Raw genomic sequence first — 18,913 nt, 5'->3', positions numbered from 1 at the left:
TCCCTCCTGAGGTTTGGAACAAAAGCCGCACTACGCAAGCATATTTTTATTATTTAACGCGTCACGTTAATAGGATTAACTGATGTGTCAGGAGCTTATCTAATTGGAGGGTTTTGAAGGCACTGGTTCCCAGCCCGGCAGCGTGACTCCGCCAGCTTGTGCTCAGCAGCTGACCAACATCGATCTCGGTAGCTGCGAGTCCAAACTGAAGTGCTACCTAGGGGAGATGGTGTGGTGCTCGCACCAACATCAAGTTGGCGATATAACCTGCTGTTTGTAAAAGCTTTGGTCTTTTTTGTCGTGCGAAAAAAGATTGAGCTCTTTGAATATTTGCTTGCGAGTCCGGTTCAGCTCGGATAAATTTAGTTTCGGTCGTCGTGACAGGGGGGACGCAACCTGCGGCTCCGCGACGGCCAGAGAGGCATGGACGTGATTGCTCGCAAGGAAGGTGCGCGGATGGCGTACTTTGGGGACCGGCTGGGTTCAACAAGGCGACTGGCGTTCTTCGCCTGCCTGGGCTGTGCTTTGACGGTGCAAGCCGCCGCCCCACCCCGCCAGGCATCGTATGACTGCCTGATCGAACCCGCACAGACGATCGAGCTCGGCACGCCGGTCAGTGGCATGGTCGACAAGGTGCTTGTGCAGCGAGGCGACCGGGTCAAGCGCAATCAGGTGTTGGCTATTCTCGAGTCGCGCGCCGAGCAAGCCGCAGCCGATCTTGCAAAGTACAAATCGCAACTGACGGGCCCCAGCCGGCTGGCCGAATCCAAGATTGAGTTTGCTGATCGCAAGTACAGCCGTCGACGTGACATGGCGGCGGAAAAGCTGATGTCACCGCAGGATCGCGACGATGCAGAAGCTGAGTTGCGTACTGCAAAGGCGGAGTTGCAGACGGCCAAGGAGAATCGCGAGGTTGCGCGTCTAGAGTTCGGCCAGCAGAGCGCGCAACTTGCTTTGCGCACCGTCCGCAGCCCTTTCGATGGCGTCGTGGTGGACCAAATGATCTGGCCGGGAGAGGTCGCCAGTCCCGGCGCCAGCAAGCACGCCATCCTCAAGGTCGCCCGGCTCAATCCTTTGCGGGTGCGCGTCGTCATGCCGATGCGTGCCTTTGGGGAACCAAAAATCGGTGCTGCGGTGCGTGTCACATCCGAAGTGCAGCCCAACCGTCCCTATCCCGCCAAGGTCGCCAACATCGATCGTGTGATCGATCCCGCAAGCGGCACCTTCGTGGTTCTCCTCGATCTGCCCAACAGCGCGCTCGACCTTCCGTCGGGCGTGAAGTGCAAGGCTCAATTCCAGACGCCGTAAGGCGTCATGCGCAAGTGTCCAACTGCGCGTAATACCACTATCCGAACATTCATTTCGCGTGCCTTGACGGGCACCGATGGCGCCGCACACAGGGGAAATAAGCATGGAAACGTCGAACCGCCCGTCCAGCAAGGAAGTCAGCAACGATGTCGCGGCAACGGAACAGGCGCCCGCAGCCATTCGTTTCGAAGCGCTGGAGCCTCGTGTGCTCCTTTCCGGCGACGTTAACCCGGCGGCCATCGCCATCGACGGCACGCTCACAACGCCAGGGCAAGAAAACCACTTCCAGTTCAATCTGCAGGATGATCGCAAGGTCATTCTCGACAGCCTGACCGACCGGACCGACATCACCTGGTCACTTCGCAACGCCAGTGGCTCCATTGCCAGCTCTGCGTTTGCGTACACCGAAAGCAATATCGGTGCACTCGACCTGGGTGCCGGGACCTACACGCTGACCGTCAGCGGAACGGCGGATGCAGTCGGCTCCTACGCGCTGCGCATCGTTGACGCGCAAACGGCGGCGCCAATCGCCCTGGACCAAAACACCGCTGGCACGCTACAGCAGGGCAACGATACGGCGGTGTACCGATTCGATGCATCGGCCGGGCAGAAATTCTCCATGGTGACGACCGGCCTGGCCGGTACCAACCCGCAGGCAAGCTGGCGACTGATCGATCCGAACGGGGAGCAGGAGCGCTCCGGCACCGGCATGGAAATGACGACGACCGGCTTTTCCACCCGTCTCAGCGGTCCGTACCTGCTGCTGGTGGACGGCCCCCAGTCCAACACCGCCCCAGTCGATTTCGGTTTCAAACTCTCGCGCGTCGATGATCTCGACGCGGCGCTGACACTGGATCAGGCGACGACCGTCACCGCTCCGTTGCCGAGCCAGTCGCTGCGCTATCACTTCGATGTCGATACACCGCGCAGCGTGCTGTTCGAAAATCTCGGTAACCGCGACTACTACTGGACACTGACTGGCCCCAATGGCTTCACCAGCAACCGTCTTGGCGGTTACTACGGCCTGGACTACGGCACGTTTGCGCTGGGTACCGGCTCTTACACATTGACGCTGGAACGCGGATCTTCCGACATCGGCACGCTCCGCTTCGCCATGCACGACCTCGGCGCGTCGCCGGCTGCCGTCGATGGCCAAGCGATGAGCGGCACGCTGGATGCGGCAGGGTCGTCGAGCGTAGTCCGTCTCGCAGTCCAGCAAGGCCAGAACTACGATCTGTCCGCGGTGACCGCCAGCAGTGACGGTGCCACATATCGCATCTTCGACACCCGGGGTCGCTCGGTACTGAACTCCACCGCGCTGCCTTCGGCGGGAACACGATTCACGGCCAACGCAAGCGGCGAGTACATCGTGGTCGTCAGCGGTGGGTCGAACGATCCGTCGACACCCATGACCTTCGGCTTTCGTTTCCAGGCCGTGCCCGACGTGGTCAAGACGCTCGATGCCGGCTCGTTCGGGGCCGCCACGACCGTGGCTGGCACGATCGCCCTGCCCGGGCAGCGGACCGTCTATCGTTTCCATCTCGACAGCGCCACCGCGCTGGCATTCGACGGCCGCATCGGCAACGGCATCTATTGGACTCTAGACGGAAACGGCGCTTCGTCGTTCGGTCAGAGGCAACTCGGCAGCGACAGCATCCTTCGTTTCCTTGATGCGGGTGACTACACACTCACCATCGATGCGATTGGCAACGACACGGGCGATTTCGCGTTTGCAATCCTCGCCCTGCCCTTGGCGCCACCGATCGCGCTCGATACGCCGGTGACGATCCACAACGACACCGCCAACCAGACCCACGCCTATCGCTTCAGCGCGCAGGCCGGCGACCATTTCACCGTCGCCTCGTCAATCAACAGCTACGACGCCAGGTGGCGCATCGTCGATAGCTACGGCAACATCGTTGTCGACACGCGCTACCTTGGTTACAGCAGCGACAGCTTCGACCTGGCCAGCGGCGGCGATTACACGCTGCTCGTGGACGCCGGCGCCCCAAACGATTTCACGCTGACCCTGCAAAAAGGGGCGAACACGCCGCCGGCCGCGCTTGCCGACGGCGATGCGATCGGCTTCGGTGCAGTGGTCGCTGGCACGTTCGATACCTGGGACGAGACACGCACGCTGCGTTTCACCGTGCCGAGCGACGGCGTCTACGTACTCGATAACCAGGCCGATTACAGCAGTGCAACCTGGACACTCGTCGGTCACGGCGGTATGGCCATGGACACCCTGACCATCTCTTCGTATGGCGATCGGGTGCTCTTCCTGCGTGCCGGCGATTATGCGCTCACCCTGCAGGGGGCCACCTACGACGGTGGTCTGTCACGCAACGGCGCTTACGCACTGCGCGTGGTCGACGCCTCCGCTTCCCAGCTTCTCGCGTTCAATCAGTCCACCCAGGTCACTCATCCGGGCAACGCCTCAACGCCGCTACGCATCGACGTGCCGAGTGCGGGAGGCGTCACCGTCTTTTCCGACAACTACGCCGACTACGCGATGTACGACGGGTTTGGCCGCGCCGTCCCGGGCAACTACGATAACGTCACCGGTGGCGTTGTCTACAACCTCACGGCAGGCGCCTCCTACTACCTGCTCGCGCGATATCAGCCTTCCGGCAGCCAGACGGAAAAGCTCACCATCGCCATGGTCGACCGCTCGACGACGGCACTTCCAATGAACGACGTGGTCTCCGGCACCCTTGCCGGGCGTGCCGATGTCGACAGCTACACCTTCACCATCGACCAACCGCGCTATGTCCACTTCGATACGCTCAGCGGCGGCACGAGCACGGACCTGCGCTGGAATTTGGTCGATAGCTATGGTCAGGTGTTCTACAACCAGACGCAGACGACGTCCGATACAGTTGGCATCTGGCTTACCGCAGGACAGTACACACTGAGCCTGCGCACCATCGGCGACCTTCCGCGCGACTACCGTTTCCGCCTGCTCGATGGGTCGGTCACGCCTGAAGTCCAGCCCGGTGCCCTCGTCGCGTCCACTGCACCAGGCGATCAGATTCGCCTGTTCCACGTGCAGGGCATCGCGGGCCAGAATCTGTATATGGTGCCGTCAGCCGACTACAGCATCGGCCGCTGGGCTCTCTACGGGCCGACCGGCAACATCGTTGCCAATTCGTTTTATGGCTTTAGCACTTTTCCCGACATTGCCCTGACGCAGACCGGCCAGTACACGCTGGCCCTGCAGCCTTCGACCAACACACCCGCCACGGTCGCGATGCCCTTCACGATCGGCGTGCGCCAACAAACCAACACGACCGCGGCGCTGAACAGCGACATCGCCGGTTCGGTGCCGGCCATGGGCGGCTCGATCCTCTACGGCTTCACGATCGATTCCCAGCAACTGGTTTCGTTCGTCGGCAGCGCCGCAAACTACGGCACGCTCTGGTCGCTCGTCGGCCCGGGTGGCGCGGTGTTCTCTTCGCGCGACTTCCAGAACGGCGAGATCACCCTGCGCCTGGCCGCCGGCAACTACACGCTCGCCGTCCAGCGGCAGGGCCTGGATACCGACGATTTCAGCTTCCGAATCGTGACCGCAGCGGGCAGGACGGCGTTGAGCACCGGCGCGCCGACCCCGGCGGCGACCGACAAGCCGAACACCCGCGCGTACTCTATGGACATCACGGACGGCAACTACGCCGTCGCGTTGACCACCAGTGGAAGCGCCTCGTGGACGTTGTACGACCGAAAAGGCAACGTCGTCGCTTCGGGCTGGGGCAATTCCACATCCACGTCGTTGGCCCTGGCAGCGGGCAATTACTCGCTGCTGGTCAACAGCAATGGCACGGTGGACCAGCCCGTCACGTCCACAGTCACGATGCTCGCGCTGACGACGGTGACGCGCGAGCTCGTTCCCGGCACCCCGGTCCACGACCGTCTCAATGTGCCCGGCCAGTCGACCGTGTACCAGTTCTCGATCGACGCCCCGGACATCGCTCTGATCGACGCGCTGCTGGTTTCGCCTGGCGTGCAGTGGACGCTGACCGGCCCGACCGGCACCATCGCGGGCGGCTGGTCGCTCGACCATGGCTCGCGCAGTGTCCTCACCCTGCCCGCTGCCGGCACGTATCGGCTGGCGATCAGTTCGTCGCTCGGTGTGGCGACGCCTATTGGCTTCAACTTGCAGCTGTTCAGTGCGCTATCGCCCGTCACGACCGATGTCGCGCATCCGCTCGACCTTGCCACCGGCGCTGGTTCAACAGTCCTGCGAGTGGACGCGGGAAACCGTGACGCGCTGAGGCTCGATGCGAATGCCGATTTCGGCCTGACCGCGACGGTCTACGACATGCGCGGCAACAACACTGGCATCCAGCGCAGCGTCGCCGCTGGCGACACGCTGTCGTTCACGCTGCCCGGCGAAGGCACCTGGTTCGTCCTGGTGACCGGCAACGGCAACGACAACGACAACGGCACCCCCCTGACCGGCGCGCCGGCTACGGTCTATATCGACCATCGTCTGCGCGGCTCCGCAATTGTTGGGCAACCGGTCACGGGCAGCACGACTTCGGCAGCATTTCCTGCGGAATACACGCTGGACCTGGCCACGGCCACGCGATTGGTCGTGCGCGGCGGCGATGCCGGCACCCAGTGGAAGATCCTGCTGACAGATGGCACCGTCGTAGCCACGGGTAGCGGCGCCGACGCGCTGCCAGTCTCGGTCGGCAGCGGCCATTACCTACTCGAAGTCGCCACGGCATCGCCGGGAACCTTCTCGCTCGACCTGGTAAACCTCACCTCGATCGCGGCCCAGCCCGGCGGCGGCAGCCAGACCGGCGATCTCGCCGCCGACGGACTCGCGGTATTGCGCATTGCGGCGACCCAGCCGCTCACCGACCTCGATCTGTCACTCGATGCGGACATCGCCGTAACCGTCTACGACGGCGCGGGACGGATCGTCTTCCAGGGCCGCGGGCCGCTCAACGGCACCGACATCGCGCGCGGCGTGCTCGCCGGCACCGACCGGACCGTCGTACTGAAAGGCGCGCCTGGTACCCGTTACACGCTGGGCAGCGTCGAACGCGCTGCGACCTCGGTCGTGGTGTCGACCGCCGTACCACTCGGCGACACGCTGGGCGGCAACCTGGCCCATGCACAGGACGTCGCCACCTACCGGCTATCGGTCGGCTACGCGCAGACCTTGCCGCTGAGCGAGCTGATCCGCGATGCCGGATCCAATGGCATCCATTGGCGCCTCAGTGCGCTCGACGGCTCGCTCGTCACCGACTGGAACGACAGCTCGTCCGACGCCTCGACTGCGGTACTCGCCGCCGGCGAATACCAGCTCACGATTGCCGCCCTCACCGACAACGCCCACTACTCGCTGACGACGCTGGATAGCGCGGTCGCGCCGCTCGTCGTGCTTGGCGGTAGCCAGGCGACAATCCCCGCAGACGCCGCCACGGGCGTCGTCCGCTTCGACCTGCCATTTGCCCGCGTACTCGACTTCGCAATCATCGGCGACGGCATTTCGGGCTGGAAGCTGTACGGCGGTCGCGGCGACCTTGTCGTCTCGGGGACCGGCGCCGGCACGTTGCGCACAGCGACGCTCAATAGCGACCTGTACACGCTCGTGCTCGAACGCGCCGCGGCCACGGCCAGCAACCTCTCCGTCGCACTGCGGATCGATCCGATCGCACCGACCGCGATTGCTCCCACTGCGTCGCTGTCGGGACATCTGGACCGGACGGGCGATCTCTTCGTCCGCACCCTGACCCTCGGCAACGACACCATCCTGCATATCGGCGGCTCCGGCGCTGTACAGGCACGCCTGGTGGCCGACGGCAAGGCCGGCGCGTGGACGACACTCGATGCACTGACCGGTGCCGCGACGGCGTTCGCCGCTGGCACGTACGAATTACAGCTGCGCGCCACCTCGGACGAGGCCGACTACACCCTCGCCCTTGTCGAGCCCTACGCAGCGGTGGCACTCGGCGCTAGCGCGACCGTCACCCTCCCAGCCGGTGGTGTCGCCGCATTTACCCTGCCAGTGACCGATCTGGAGCGCACCCGGTTCCACCTCACCGCCAACGGTGGACAGGCGCACTGGATGTTGCTCGACGGCCTGAACGTCGTCTTCGAAGGCTACGGTGACGCAGACCTCGACCTCGGTGCTCTATCGGTGCGGACTTATGCACTGCTGATCGATGGCGATGCGACCCAGATCGAACTCGGCGTCAGTCACGCCGCCCTGCCGACTGTCGTCGCGGGTAGAAATATCGCGGGCACTAGCGATGTCAGCGCCCAGTCCGAGTATCTGATCCACCTTGCACACAGTGGCTGGTACTACGGCGTCGTGCCGCAAGGTAACGCGGATATCGAACTGGTCGACGCCTACGGCAACAGCACTTACCTCAACGGTTCCCTGCGCCAGATCCGCGCCGGCGACTACGTCGTGCGTATCCGCACCCAGGAACCGTCGACCGACTACACCGTCCAACTGTTGTCGCTCACCGATGCGAAGACGGCGGATGCCGGCACCGTCTACACGTTCGACGACACGGTCTCGGCGGCCGTCTACACGCTGCCGTCGAACACATCGATCGCATCGGCATCGCTCGTCGTCTACGGAGACGACGCGAACGAGATCTACTGGACCGTGGTCCATAGCGGCAATATCGTGGCCGAAGGCAACGGTCCGTTCGACTTCACGCGGCGTACCGACGGCGGCGATTACCAGCTGATGGTGAAGCGTCAGGGGCTCGGTGGCAGCGTCGGCTATCGGCTCACCATCGCGCCGTACGTGGTCCCGGTCCAGCCGTTGGCGCTCGGCACGACCGCTTCGCTCGACCTCAATGCCGACAACGGCTACGAACAGGCCTATGCATTCACGCTAGATAGCGCCCGGACCGTTTACCTCGCCTTCCCGGATGGCATGCATTACGGTACCTACGACATCACCGATGTTGCCGGCACCACGTGGTTCGCGCAGGATCGCTACAGCTCCAACAACGAGCTGACCGCTCTCGCTGCGGGCAGCTACGTCATCCATTTCCGCAACCGCAACGCATCCGGCCAGGAGTCATTCGCCGCTGCTGCCCGCGCCAGCGAGAGCGATGCGGGACTCCCCTTCCGTCTCGACAGCCTCGAGGCGGCTCCGGTACTCGTTGGCGGCGGCACGGCTACCGTCGACACCACGAATTACGGTGATGCGCGCTACATCCGTATCGACGCCACCACCGGTACCACGTTGACGCTCGTGCAGACGAGCCAAGCGTCGAACCTCAGCTGGAACGTGATTGATTCAGTCGGGAACGTCGTGCTCTGGGGCTACGGCACCAATGCAGCCGACATTACCCTCCAGCGCGTGGGGACGTATTACCTGCGCATTGATGGCAACGCCGAGGGCACGCCGGTCACCTTCAGCGCCACCACGCGCTTCGCGGCGCCCACGGCACCGGCCGACGTTGCGATTTCCACCGACACTGCCGCCGACATCACCCTGGCCGCGCACGGCAGCGCCGGTGTCACGTTCCACCTTGACCATGACGACTTCGTCTGGCTGGTCTCGACGGAACAGCAGTACAACCTGAGTTGGCAGTTGCTGACCGCCACCGGCCAGCCCGTACTCGGCGGAGATCAGCTGTCAGCGTACGGCTCGCAGGTCATACGCCTGGCCGCCGGCGACTACCGCCTTGTCGTGGCCAACAGCAACGACGTTGCACGCACGTTCCCCCTGCGTGTGCAGACCTCCGCCTCCGCAACGACGCTCGCCGCCGACGCGCACCGCACCGGCGGCCAGGGCTTGTACGCCCTGTCGGTCACTGCGGGACAGTCGTGGCTGATGAAGCCGACGTACGAGGGCCGCGTGACCCTGTTCCGTCCAGGCCTGGCCCCGATCGACTTCAATGGCGAAGGCGACAACAGTGGCGATCCGATCCTGCTCGCCGCAGCGGCCAACGAGACCTGGTACTTCAGAGTCGATGCCAGCGGATACATCGGCGACGGCCTGTACTTCACCGACACGCCCGTGGCTAAGCTGGACGGACCGGACAACATCGACTACCGCGGCTTCGGCGACTTCGCTTCGCGCTCGCTGCATGTTGGCGTCGAGGGTAGCTGGTACATCGCACTTGACCATGTCCCGGCCGATCTGCGCATCCATGTCTCCGGTGCCGGCGTCGATCGTGACTTCCCGCTCTACAGCGGCGGCGCCACAGGCGTGCTGCTCACCTTGCCCGCCGGCGACTACCGCGTCGATTTTCTCTCGGCCTATGGCGGCTATGGGTACGCTTCCGCGTTCGGCGCGTCCTTCATCGACCTGCGCGCCGCGACCGTTCTGAGCAGCGGACAGGATGTCACGGTGACATTGTCGCCAGGCTTCGCGGGCTTCGCCCGTTTCGAAGGCCGTGCGGGCGAGGTGCGCAAACTCGGCATGCCCACCTACGGCATGGACTGGGCGCTGCTGGCTCCCGATGGCACGGTGCTGGCCACTTCCAGCGGTTCCGCCGACAACTTGTTGCCGGCGCTGCCCGCCGACGGCACGTATTTCCTGCGGATGGTGAACACATTCGAGAGCAGCGACCCGAGCGACTACACGCTCCAGCTCAGCGCGCCGCTTGCAACCACCCCGCTGGTCGCGCTGGGCGACGCCATGTCCGTCCCCGCCACCGGCAACGATGCATTCGGTGCGATCTACGGGTTCGACCTGTCTCACCCATCGACGTTGCTCCTGGGCACTGACAGCGTGGGTAACGGCTATGGTCGCTGGACGCTGACGTCCGATACCGGAGTCCTACTTTCGGGCTATTGGAACCATGACGCCTCGTTCGCCCTCATCGACCTGCCGCCGGGCCACTACACCCTCGCGCTCAGTAACGACGGCGACAACGTCACCGACCTCAAGCTCTACGATGCCTCGTCACCTGTCGCATTGACGGTCGATATGCCTTTGCGGGTGGTGCCGGGCAACGGCGCTCCACAGGTCTATACCTTCCAGACGCAGACCAACGGGCCATTCCACATCCATTTCGCAAGGAGCCAGCCGGGTAGCTGGGCGCTATACGACGCCTATGGCAATCCGGTCACGTCTGGTGCCATTGACGGCAATGACACCTACGTCAATCTCTCAGGCACCTATCGCCTCGTCTTCACGGGACTCACCGCCGGTTCGGATCCCATCGACGTCATCGTCCGCCGCACTGCTAATGCGCCGGATCTATCGGTAAACGCCTACCAGCCCACCGACTTCTCGTTCACCATCGGCGAGCGCACGCAGATCCTCATCGACGTCACCTACGCCGATACACCCCGCGCATGGAGCCTGCTGCGCAACGGGCAGGTCGTGGCCAGTGGCGTGTTCGACCGGTCCTCAGTCCGAAAAGGCGTGGTCCTCGGCGTCACGGCGGGCCTCTACAATCTGCGCCTGGACGGTTACGGCTCGTTGGATCTGACCGTTCACGATCTCGCACGGAACACCATGACGCCGAGCGGTGGCTCGTTTAACCAACAAGTTGACGGCGGTAGGGCATCGTCCTACGGCTTCGATGCGCAGGCCGGACAAGTCGTCACGATCTCCTACCGCAGCGACTACGCGTCGTGGCGCGTCTATGACGCTTACGGCACGCTGGTTGCCGATCTCGGCAGCGGTGACACATCGGGCGCCTTGCCCTTCACGGGCCGCTACTATCTCGTTCGCGACAACGATTCCGGCCGGGAGGTATTTTTCAACGATTTCTCGTTGACCGTTGCCAGTCGCTCAATCGCCCTCGGCACGTCAATCGTCGCTTCGATTCCGGCGACCGGAGCAGCGCTCTACGATTTCGATGGTAGCGCCAACCAGGTCCTGTGGCTCTCCACCCCGGGGTATTTCAACGCCCGCATCGAACTCTTCGACGAACGCGGCGTGCTGGTGTATTCACGTGCCCCGGACTACCTCCCGGTCCAGGCCATCCTTCTTCCGGCCGACGGGCATTACACGCTGCGCCTGAGTGCGCCGGACGGTAACGCGCGCCGTGTGACATTCCGTCTCGACGACATCAGCAGCGCGCCGGCAATCGCCAGCGGCGTCGCCGTGTCGGGCACGTTCACGCCAACCACCGGCGCGCTCGCCTGGACGATCAATGTCGACGCCTCCGGGTCCTTCTGGTTCGACGGGAGGAACAATGCCTACCCGTTGCGCTTCAGCCTGGTCTCGAAGGCAGGCGACGTGATCGCGAGTGGCGATGCCACGTATTCGAGGGGCTTCTACGGGCTCGCCGCCGGCGAGTACTCCCTCGTCTTCGACACGGCGGGCCAGAGCACCCAGGCCAAGTACCAGTTCATCGTAAGCAGCAGCTCCCAACCGCTGGTCCCGAACGTCGTCACCCAGGGCCAGGTGCCCACGGGCAGCGCGACGGTGCGCTACGACATCCATGCCGACCACGACACCACCATCGTCATCGACGGGCTCGCCGGCGACACCCCGGTGCTATGGCAGCTGATGGGTCCGCAAGGACAGATCAACAGCGGCTACATCAATTACGGCGACTACAACAGCGATTACGCCATCACCATCCCAGCCGGCGATTACATGCTCGTGCTCGGCAGCGCCAACGGGTCGGCGGGCAGATACTCGTTCCGCCTGCTCGACGCGAGCGTAGCCACGCCGTTGCCGGTCGACAGCACGGCCCAGATCCACATCGACCAGCCGCGTGGCATCGCCATGTATGACCTCGACCTGGTTGCGGGCGAGGCATATTTCCTCGACGTCCTGCCAGGCGCGCTCATGGATGAGTACGCGGACTCCATGAGCTGGCAGCTGATCGATCCCACCGGTCGCCCGGTGACCGGTCGCTATGCACTCGGCAGCGTCAGCAGCTCTTACGATAACCAGGGGGGACGTTGGCAGTACCGGCTTGACGGCACTGGCATTGACCTGGGTGTTTTGACGCTGGGTGGGCACTACACCCTCATCATCGAACGCACGGGAAGCGACACGCATCTCGCGGCGGATGCCACGATTCGCCTGATCCACGTACCGCAGACGCCCACCGTGGACCTGGGCACGCTGCTGTCCGATCCGACCCCCGACCTGAGCGTCAACCACGTGGAACTGAGCCCCGCGACGGGCCTGGAAACCGGGCAGACCGTACAGCTGTCGTGGGTGCTGGAAAACCGCGGCACGCTCGACACGAGCAGCGCCTGGAACGATCGCGTCGTTGTGCGCAATATCGCCACCGGCGAAATCCTGCTCGACATCACGGTGCCCTACGATGGCAACCTCGGCATTCCGCGCGGTGGCGCCATCACCCGTCAGCTGATGCTGCACCTGCCCGCCGGCGCTGCCGCGGCCGGGATGCTCTCGATCACGGTCATTGCCGATTCCGACAACCTGGTCAAGGAAAACAAGGAAACCAACAACAGCGCCGTCGTGAACGCAGACGTCGCACTCGCCGCCTACGCGGACCTCAGCGTAAGCGGTCTGGTGCTGTCGCCGGCATCCGGTTTCGTGGCCGGCCAGCAGGTCGCCGTCGACTGGATCCTGGCCAATACCGGCGACCGCGAAGTCTCCCAGCCGTTCAGTGAAACAGTAGATATCCGCAACACCTCGACCGGTCGCCTCGTCGCCACCGTGACCCTGCGCGACCTTCTTGCACAGGGACCGATCGCTGCAGGCGAGACGCGCAGCCGCCATGCGACGTTCACCTGGCCCTCCGGCGTGGACGCGGCGGGCAACTTCACGATTCGCGTCATCGCCGATGCGTTGGGCGAGATCGACGAGGCCAATCCCGTCGGCACGGGCGAGACCAACAACACCGCATCGGCATCCGTGGTCGCCGGTCCAGACCTCACCGTGCACAACCTCACCGTCGTCAGCACGCAGGTCAGTGCCGGTGGCGTGGTCACTGTCACTTGGGAAGACTGGAACGAGGGCGCGAGCCCGACCGCCGCGGCCTTCATGGACCGCATCACGATTGCCCGTGCCGATAACGGACTGGTGCTGGTCGACACCACCCTGCCCTACGATCCCGCTGCCATCATCAACGGCGTGGCCAACGGTCCCATCGGCGCCGGCGAACGTCGTCTACGCAGCTTCACCTTCCGCCTGCCGGACGGCCTGAAGGGTGCCGGCAACCTGTCGATCACCGTTACCTCCGACCAGAACACGGCCGGCAATGGCGTGCTGTTCGAAGCCAACCTCGCCGGCAGCGCCGAGGACAACAACGCCGCGTCGTCGTCGCTGGTCTCGGCGGTGACCCAGTACGCCCACCTGCAGCTATCCGGCGTCAGCACGCCGCCCCAGGCGACGACAGGCCAGCCGCTCACCGTCTCGTGGACGGTCAGCAACACCGGCCAGGTACCGACCGCCGGTGCATGGACGGATCAGATCATCCTCAGCCGTGACGGCATGGCCGACATGGTGATCGGCAGCGTCCGCCACACCGGCGCGCTGGCCAACGGCCAGAGCTATGCGCAGAACCTCAGCGTGACCATGCCCGTGGTCGCCAATGGCCGCTACACGCTACGCGTGCGCTCCGACGCGCTCGGCGAGGTGCTGCTGCCGGATACGCGCGCCGATACGCTCTCCGCACTGCGCAGCATCGATGTCACCGCCGCCTATGCGGATCTCGGCGTCTCCGCTGTCGCCGTGCCCGCGAGCGCGCTGAGCGGCGAGAACGTCAAGGTCACCTGGATCGTCACCAACACCGGCAACTCGCCGACCGACCTGGCGCTGTGGAACGACCGCATCGTGCTGGCCCGCTCACCGACGCCGTCCGTCAACGACATCGTGCTCGCCGGTTCGGTGGTCCATACGGGCGTCCTCGGGGTAAACGGCAGTTACACCGGTACGGCCACCGTCGCGCTGCCGCGCGACCTCGTCGGCACCTACTACATCCTGGTCCTGACCAACCTCAACAACACCGTCACCGAACTGGGACGCACCGGCAACAACACCGCGGCCTCGGCGGCGATGCAGATCACCCTGGCCCCGGTGGCGAACCTGGTCGCCTCTGCCGTCACCGGCCCGAGCGCCGTCCGTCCAGGCGACAGTACCAGTGTGACCTACACGGCCGCCAATACGGGCAACGGCGCCGTGACGGGCGCCTGGCGCGATACGATCTACCTGCGTGCCGCAGACGGCTCGCTGACCCAGGTGGCCAGCCGCTTCTACACCGACGGCCTGGCCGCCGGCGCCACCGCGTCGCGCGCCATCGACGTGTCGGTCCCCGCGTGGCTGGCCGAAGGCAGCTACCGCTGGGTGGTCGTCACCGATAGCGACAACACCGTCTACGAGCGCGACAACGAGGTCGATAACACGGCCGTCGCAACCGCTAGTGTCACGGTCAGCCGTCCGGATCTCTCGGTCGCCTCCGTGAGCGGCCCCTCGCTGGTCCAGTCCGGTACCTCGCTGCATGTCGAATGGACTGTCGCCAATGGCGGCGGACTTGCCAGCGGCGGCTGGGTCGATCGTGTCTACCTGTCGCGCGACGGCCAGCTCACCCAGGTCGCCGAAGTCGCACACGGAACGGAGCTGGCAGCAGGCGCCTCGTACGTCGCTTCCACCGATATCGCCATCCCGCTCGATGCCCGCGGCGACTACGAAGTCGTGGTTGTCACCGACGCGCGCAACGTCGTCGACGACCGCGCGCGTGCCGACAACACGGGGCGTGAGGCCTTTACCGTCCAGCTGGCACCCCATGCCGATCTTGTGGTGGGCGCCGTGCAGGCGCCCACCACGCTGATCGCCGACCCGGCCACCCTGGCGGTGAGCTGGACGGTGACCAATCGTGGCACGGGCACGGGTACTACCTCGGGTTGGGTCGACCGGGTCATCCTCTCCACCGACGACATCGTCGGCAACAGCGACGACCGTATCGTCGGCGAGGTGCGCCACGACGGCGCGCTCGCGGTGGGCGACAGCTACCGGGGCGATTTCACCACCCTGCTGCCCCCAGGCTTCACCGGGCGGTACAAGCTGTTCGTGGTGACCGATGCGACGAAGCAGGTCTTCCAGGACGGCGTGATCGGCAACGATGCCGTGGCCGCCGATCACGTTATCGACGTAATGCCCAAGCCTTACGCCGACTTGGTGGTGAACAGCGTTCAAGCGCTGGGCAACGCGACCAGCGGGCAACCGCTGACCGTCAGCTGGGCCGTCGCCAACCAAGGCATCGGCATTACGGACATGGCCGAATGGTCCGACTCGGTATGGCTGAGCACCTCACCGGATGGCACAGGTACGCCGATCGCGCTCGCCAACGTGAGCCACATCGGTCAACTCGAGGTCGGCGACCATTACGTGCGCAGCGTTGTGGTCACCGTGCCCAACGGTCTCTCCGGCACGTGGTACGTCAATGTGCGCACCGGAGGACCATTCGAGTTTGTCTACGGCGACAATAATGTCGGCCACAGCGCGGCACTTCCCGTGCAGCTTGCCCCCTCGCCCGACCTTGTCGTGCAGGCGCTCAGCATGCCCGATAACGCGGTCGAAGGCACCGTGGTCGACCTCGCCTGGACGGTCATCAACCAAGGTCAGGCAACAGCCGCCGGACCCTGGGTTGATACCGTGAAGCTTGTGTCGACCAACGGCGGTCCGGATGTCGTGCTGGGCACCTACACCTACGATCGTCCGCTCGAGGCAGGCAAGACGTATACGCGCACCGAGCAGGTTCGCTTGCCGGCGAAGATCGAAGGCCTCTATCGCCTGCAAGTCATCACCAACAGTAATCTCGGCAAGGATGGTGCGCAGGTCTATGAACATGGCGGCGCGCGTGGAAACAATCTGACGATTGCCTCCACCGCATCCCAGATCGTGCTGCAGGCACGCCCGAACCTGCAGGTTGATGCCGTTTCGATCCCCGACCACGTCACCGCCGGTACGCGCGTCGGCATCCAGTACACCGTCGTCAACAGCGGCGCGATGCCCGCAAGCGGGCGCTGGCGCGACAAGATCTACCTCTCGCTCGACGGTACCCTGACCGGCGACGACATACTCGTCGGCATCTTCGACAACGGCAGCGCGCTGGCACCGACCGAGCGTTACTCCAACATCACCGGTTCGATCGACATTCCGATCACCTACCGTGGCGACGTGTATCTCATTGTCGTCACCGATGGCGACAACAACGTCGACGAATACCCGAAGGACGATGACAACCAGAAGGCGGTGCGTTTTCACGTCGACCCGGTACCGTTCGCCGACCTGGTCACGAATAACGTGGTGGCTCCCGACCAGGCAGTCCACGGTGCAACCATCCAGGTCGATTACCGCGTCACCAACAAGGGCAGCGCGACCACCCGTGGTGCCGATGCGACGACCAATAGCTGGACCGATACCGTTTGGCTGGCAAAAGACCCGCGGCGGCCGGGTGCCAACCGTGGCGACGTTCTGCTGGGCAGTGTCACCCACACCGGTAACCTCGCCGTGGGCGAGGACTACCAGGGCAGCCTTCGCGTCACCATCCCCAGCGATACCTTCAGCGGGCAGTACTACATCACCGTCTGGAGCGATGCCTATGATGGGATCCTGGAAGACACGCTGGCATCCAACCTCAATGCCGACGATCCAGGCCAGCTTGACAACAACAACTACAAGGCCCGCGCGATCTCGGTCCTGGGTATCACTCCGCCGGACTTTGTCGTCACCCAGGTCGTTGCCCCGCAGACAGTCGATGCGGGTGGCAACCTCAATTTCAGCTACGCCGTGCAGAACCAGGGCGACCTGTTTACCGGCAGCTGGACCGATACCGTGTATGTCGCCGACAACGCCGACCTGTCCAAGGCCACCAAGTTCTGGCTGATCGGCACGTATACCCAAAGCCGTACGCTCAACAATGGCGAAAAATACACTGTCAACCAGACTGTGCAGCTGGCGCCGTCGATCACCGGTCGTTACGTTGTCGTGGTCTCCGATGCACTCAGTCAGATTCGTGAAACCAACGAAGCCAACAATGCGACGGCGTTGGCGTCCAACGTGATCTCCCACCCGGCCGATCTGCAGGTCACTTCGGTCATCGTCCCGCCGCATAACTATTCCGGCGAACCAACCCCCATCACCTGGACGGTGACCAACAAGGGCGAAGCCGTATGGCCGTCGACCACCGCGTGGATCGATTCGGTGTACATCAGCACCGATCCGACGTTCATTCCAACCCGTGCGACCGCAATCGGTGCATTCGCGCGCTACAACACTGCGGGTCTGGCCGCTGGCGCCAGTTACACCGTGACTGCCAATGTGGCACTGCCGCCGGGTACCGACGGTCGCTATTACATCTACATCATCACCGACACGGGCGCGAGCCGGGACAACCTGGCCTCGCCCGACCCGAAGTCCAAACCGTTTGAAGAACTCAATGACGGGGGGCGCAACGATTACGCCCTCGACCATTATGGTCAATCTGTGTTTGAGGGCCTCAATGGAGCCAACAACTTCGGCAGCGCGGGCATCGACATCACCTATCGTGAGGCCGATCTGCAGATCGACACCGTGTCGATCTCCAATCCGGCTCCTCACTCAGGGGAGCTGGTCACCGCCACCTGGACGGTGACCAACCGTGGCGATCGTGCCACGCGCTTCACGTCCTGGTCCGATGGAGTTTATCTATCCAACGACGACACACTGGACGCCAGCGACACGCCATTGCCGGAGGGCGATCTCTACACTAATCCGGGGCGTATCCAGGGCATCTCGATCGTCGATGCGAACGGCAGGCCGCGTTATCTGCTGCCTGGCGAGTCGTATACCGCAAGCGTCACGTTTCACCTGCCCCAATCGATCAGCGGCAATTTCCGACTCATCGTCAAGACCGACACCTCCACGGTGAAGGACTTCGAATACAGCACCCCCAGCTCGATCCGCGACGGCCTGGACGTCGTCGAAGGCAGTGGCCCGGGCGCTATTCTCGAATTCCGCGACGAGGGCAACAATGTCGCCTCAATCGCGCTTCCCATCACCTTGGCGACGCCGCCCGACCTCACCGTGTCGGCAGTGACCGTGCCTGCGCACGTGGTGGCCGGCCAGCCGTTCACGGTCGACTACTCGGTCTTCAATGCCGGTGGCGCTACCCCATCCGACCAGCAAAACTGGAACGATCTGATTTACCTGTCGCGTGACCGCTTCCTCGACGTGAACCAGGATCGCTACCTGGGCTATGTGGCGCACGGCAGCGGCCTTGCTGCCGGTGGTCGCTATGACGGTCGCTTCAGCGTGACCGCGCCGAGCGATCTGAGTGGCGCTTGGTACGTGTTCGTCATCACCGATCCGGCACGCGCTTTTGGTGCCGGGGCCAGTGGCACCGTTCTCGAATTCGGTAAGGACCAGAACAACGCCACCGCCGCCGAACAGCCGGTCCTGATCGAGATCCCACCGCCGGCCGACCTCAAGGTCGACACGGTCACGGTGCCGCCGCAGGCGCAGGTCGGCCAGCCGGTCACCGTGAGCTACACCATCACCAACGATTCGGACAACACTGCCTACGGCACCTGGACGGACGCGGTCTATCTCTCGATCGACAACGCCTGGGGCCTGACCGACATCCTGCTCGGCAAGGTCGTTCATCGCGGCGATCTCGCCGGACACGCCAGTTACAGTGGCGCGCTCACGGCCAACCTGCCGCCGCTCAAGGACGGTAGCTGGAGGATCATCGTCCGTCCG

At 64.1% G+C, this 18,913-nt stretch carries 2 protein-coding genes (1 of these 2 only partly in view); both read left to right on the top strand.

The genetic code is table 11. The annotated features are described in order from the left end of the window. Positions 1-423 precede the first annotated feature (423 nt). Entirely contained in the window at positions 424-1,308 is an 885-nt protein-coding gene (locus AC1KVG_RS01240; protein ID WP_481093242.1) for an efflux RND transporter periplasmic adaptor subunit, read from the top strand. Positions 1,309-1,411: 103 nt separating this feature from the next. Further along, a protein-coding gene (locus AC1KVG_RS01235) for an Ig-like domain-containing protein (protein ID WP_481093241.1) crosses the window boundary here: on the top strand, positions 1,412-18,913 show its 5' portion. Its footprint extends 18,423 nt past the window's final position; 17,502 of the gene's 35,925 nt are visible here — the first part of the coding sequence; it begins with the start codon at positions 1,412-1,414; its stop codon lies beyond the right edge, outside the window.

Source organism: Xanthomonas sp. NCPPB 3959, from assembly GCF_056675575.1.
Note: the sequence above shows the minus strand (reverse complement) of the source record. Positions and strands in the feature narration are given on the sequence as shown.

Coding starts and splice junctions, on each gene's coding strand:
- AC1KVG_RS01240 (WP_481093242.1), top strand. CDS start 424: ATGGACGTGATTGCTCGCAAGGAAGGTGCGCGGATGGCGTACTTTGGG.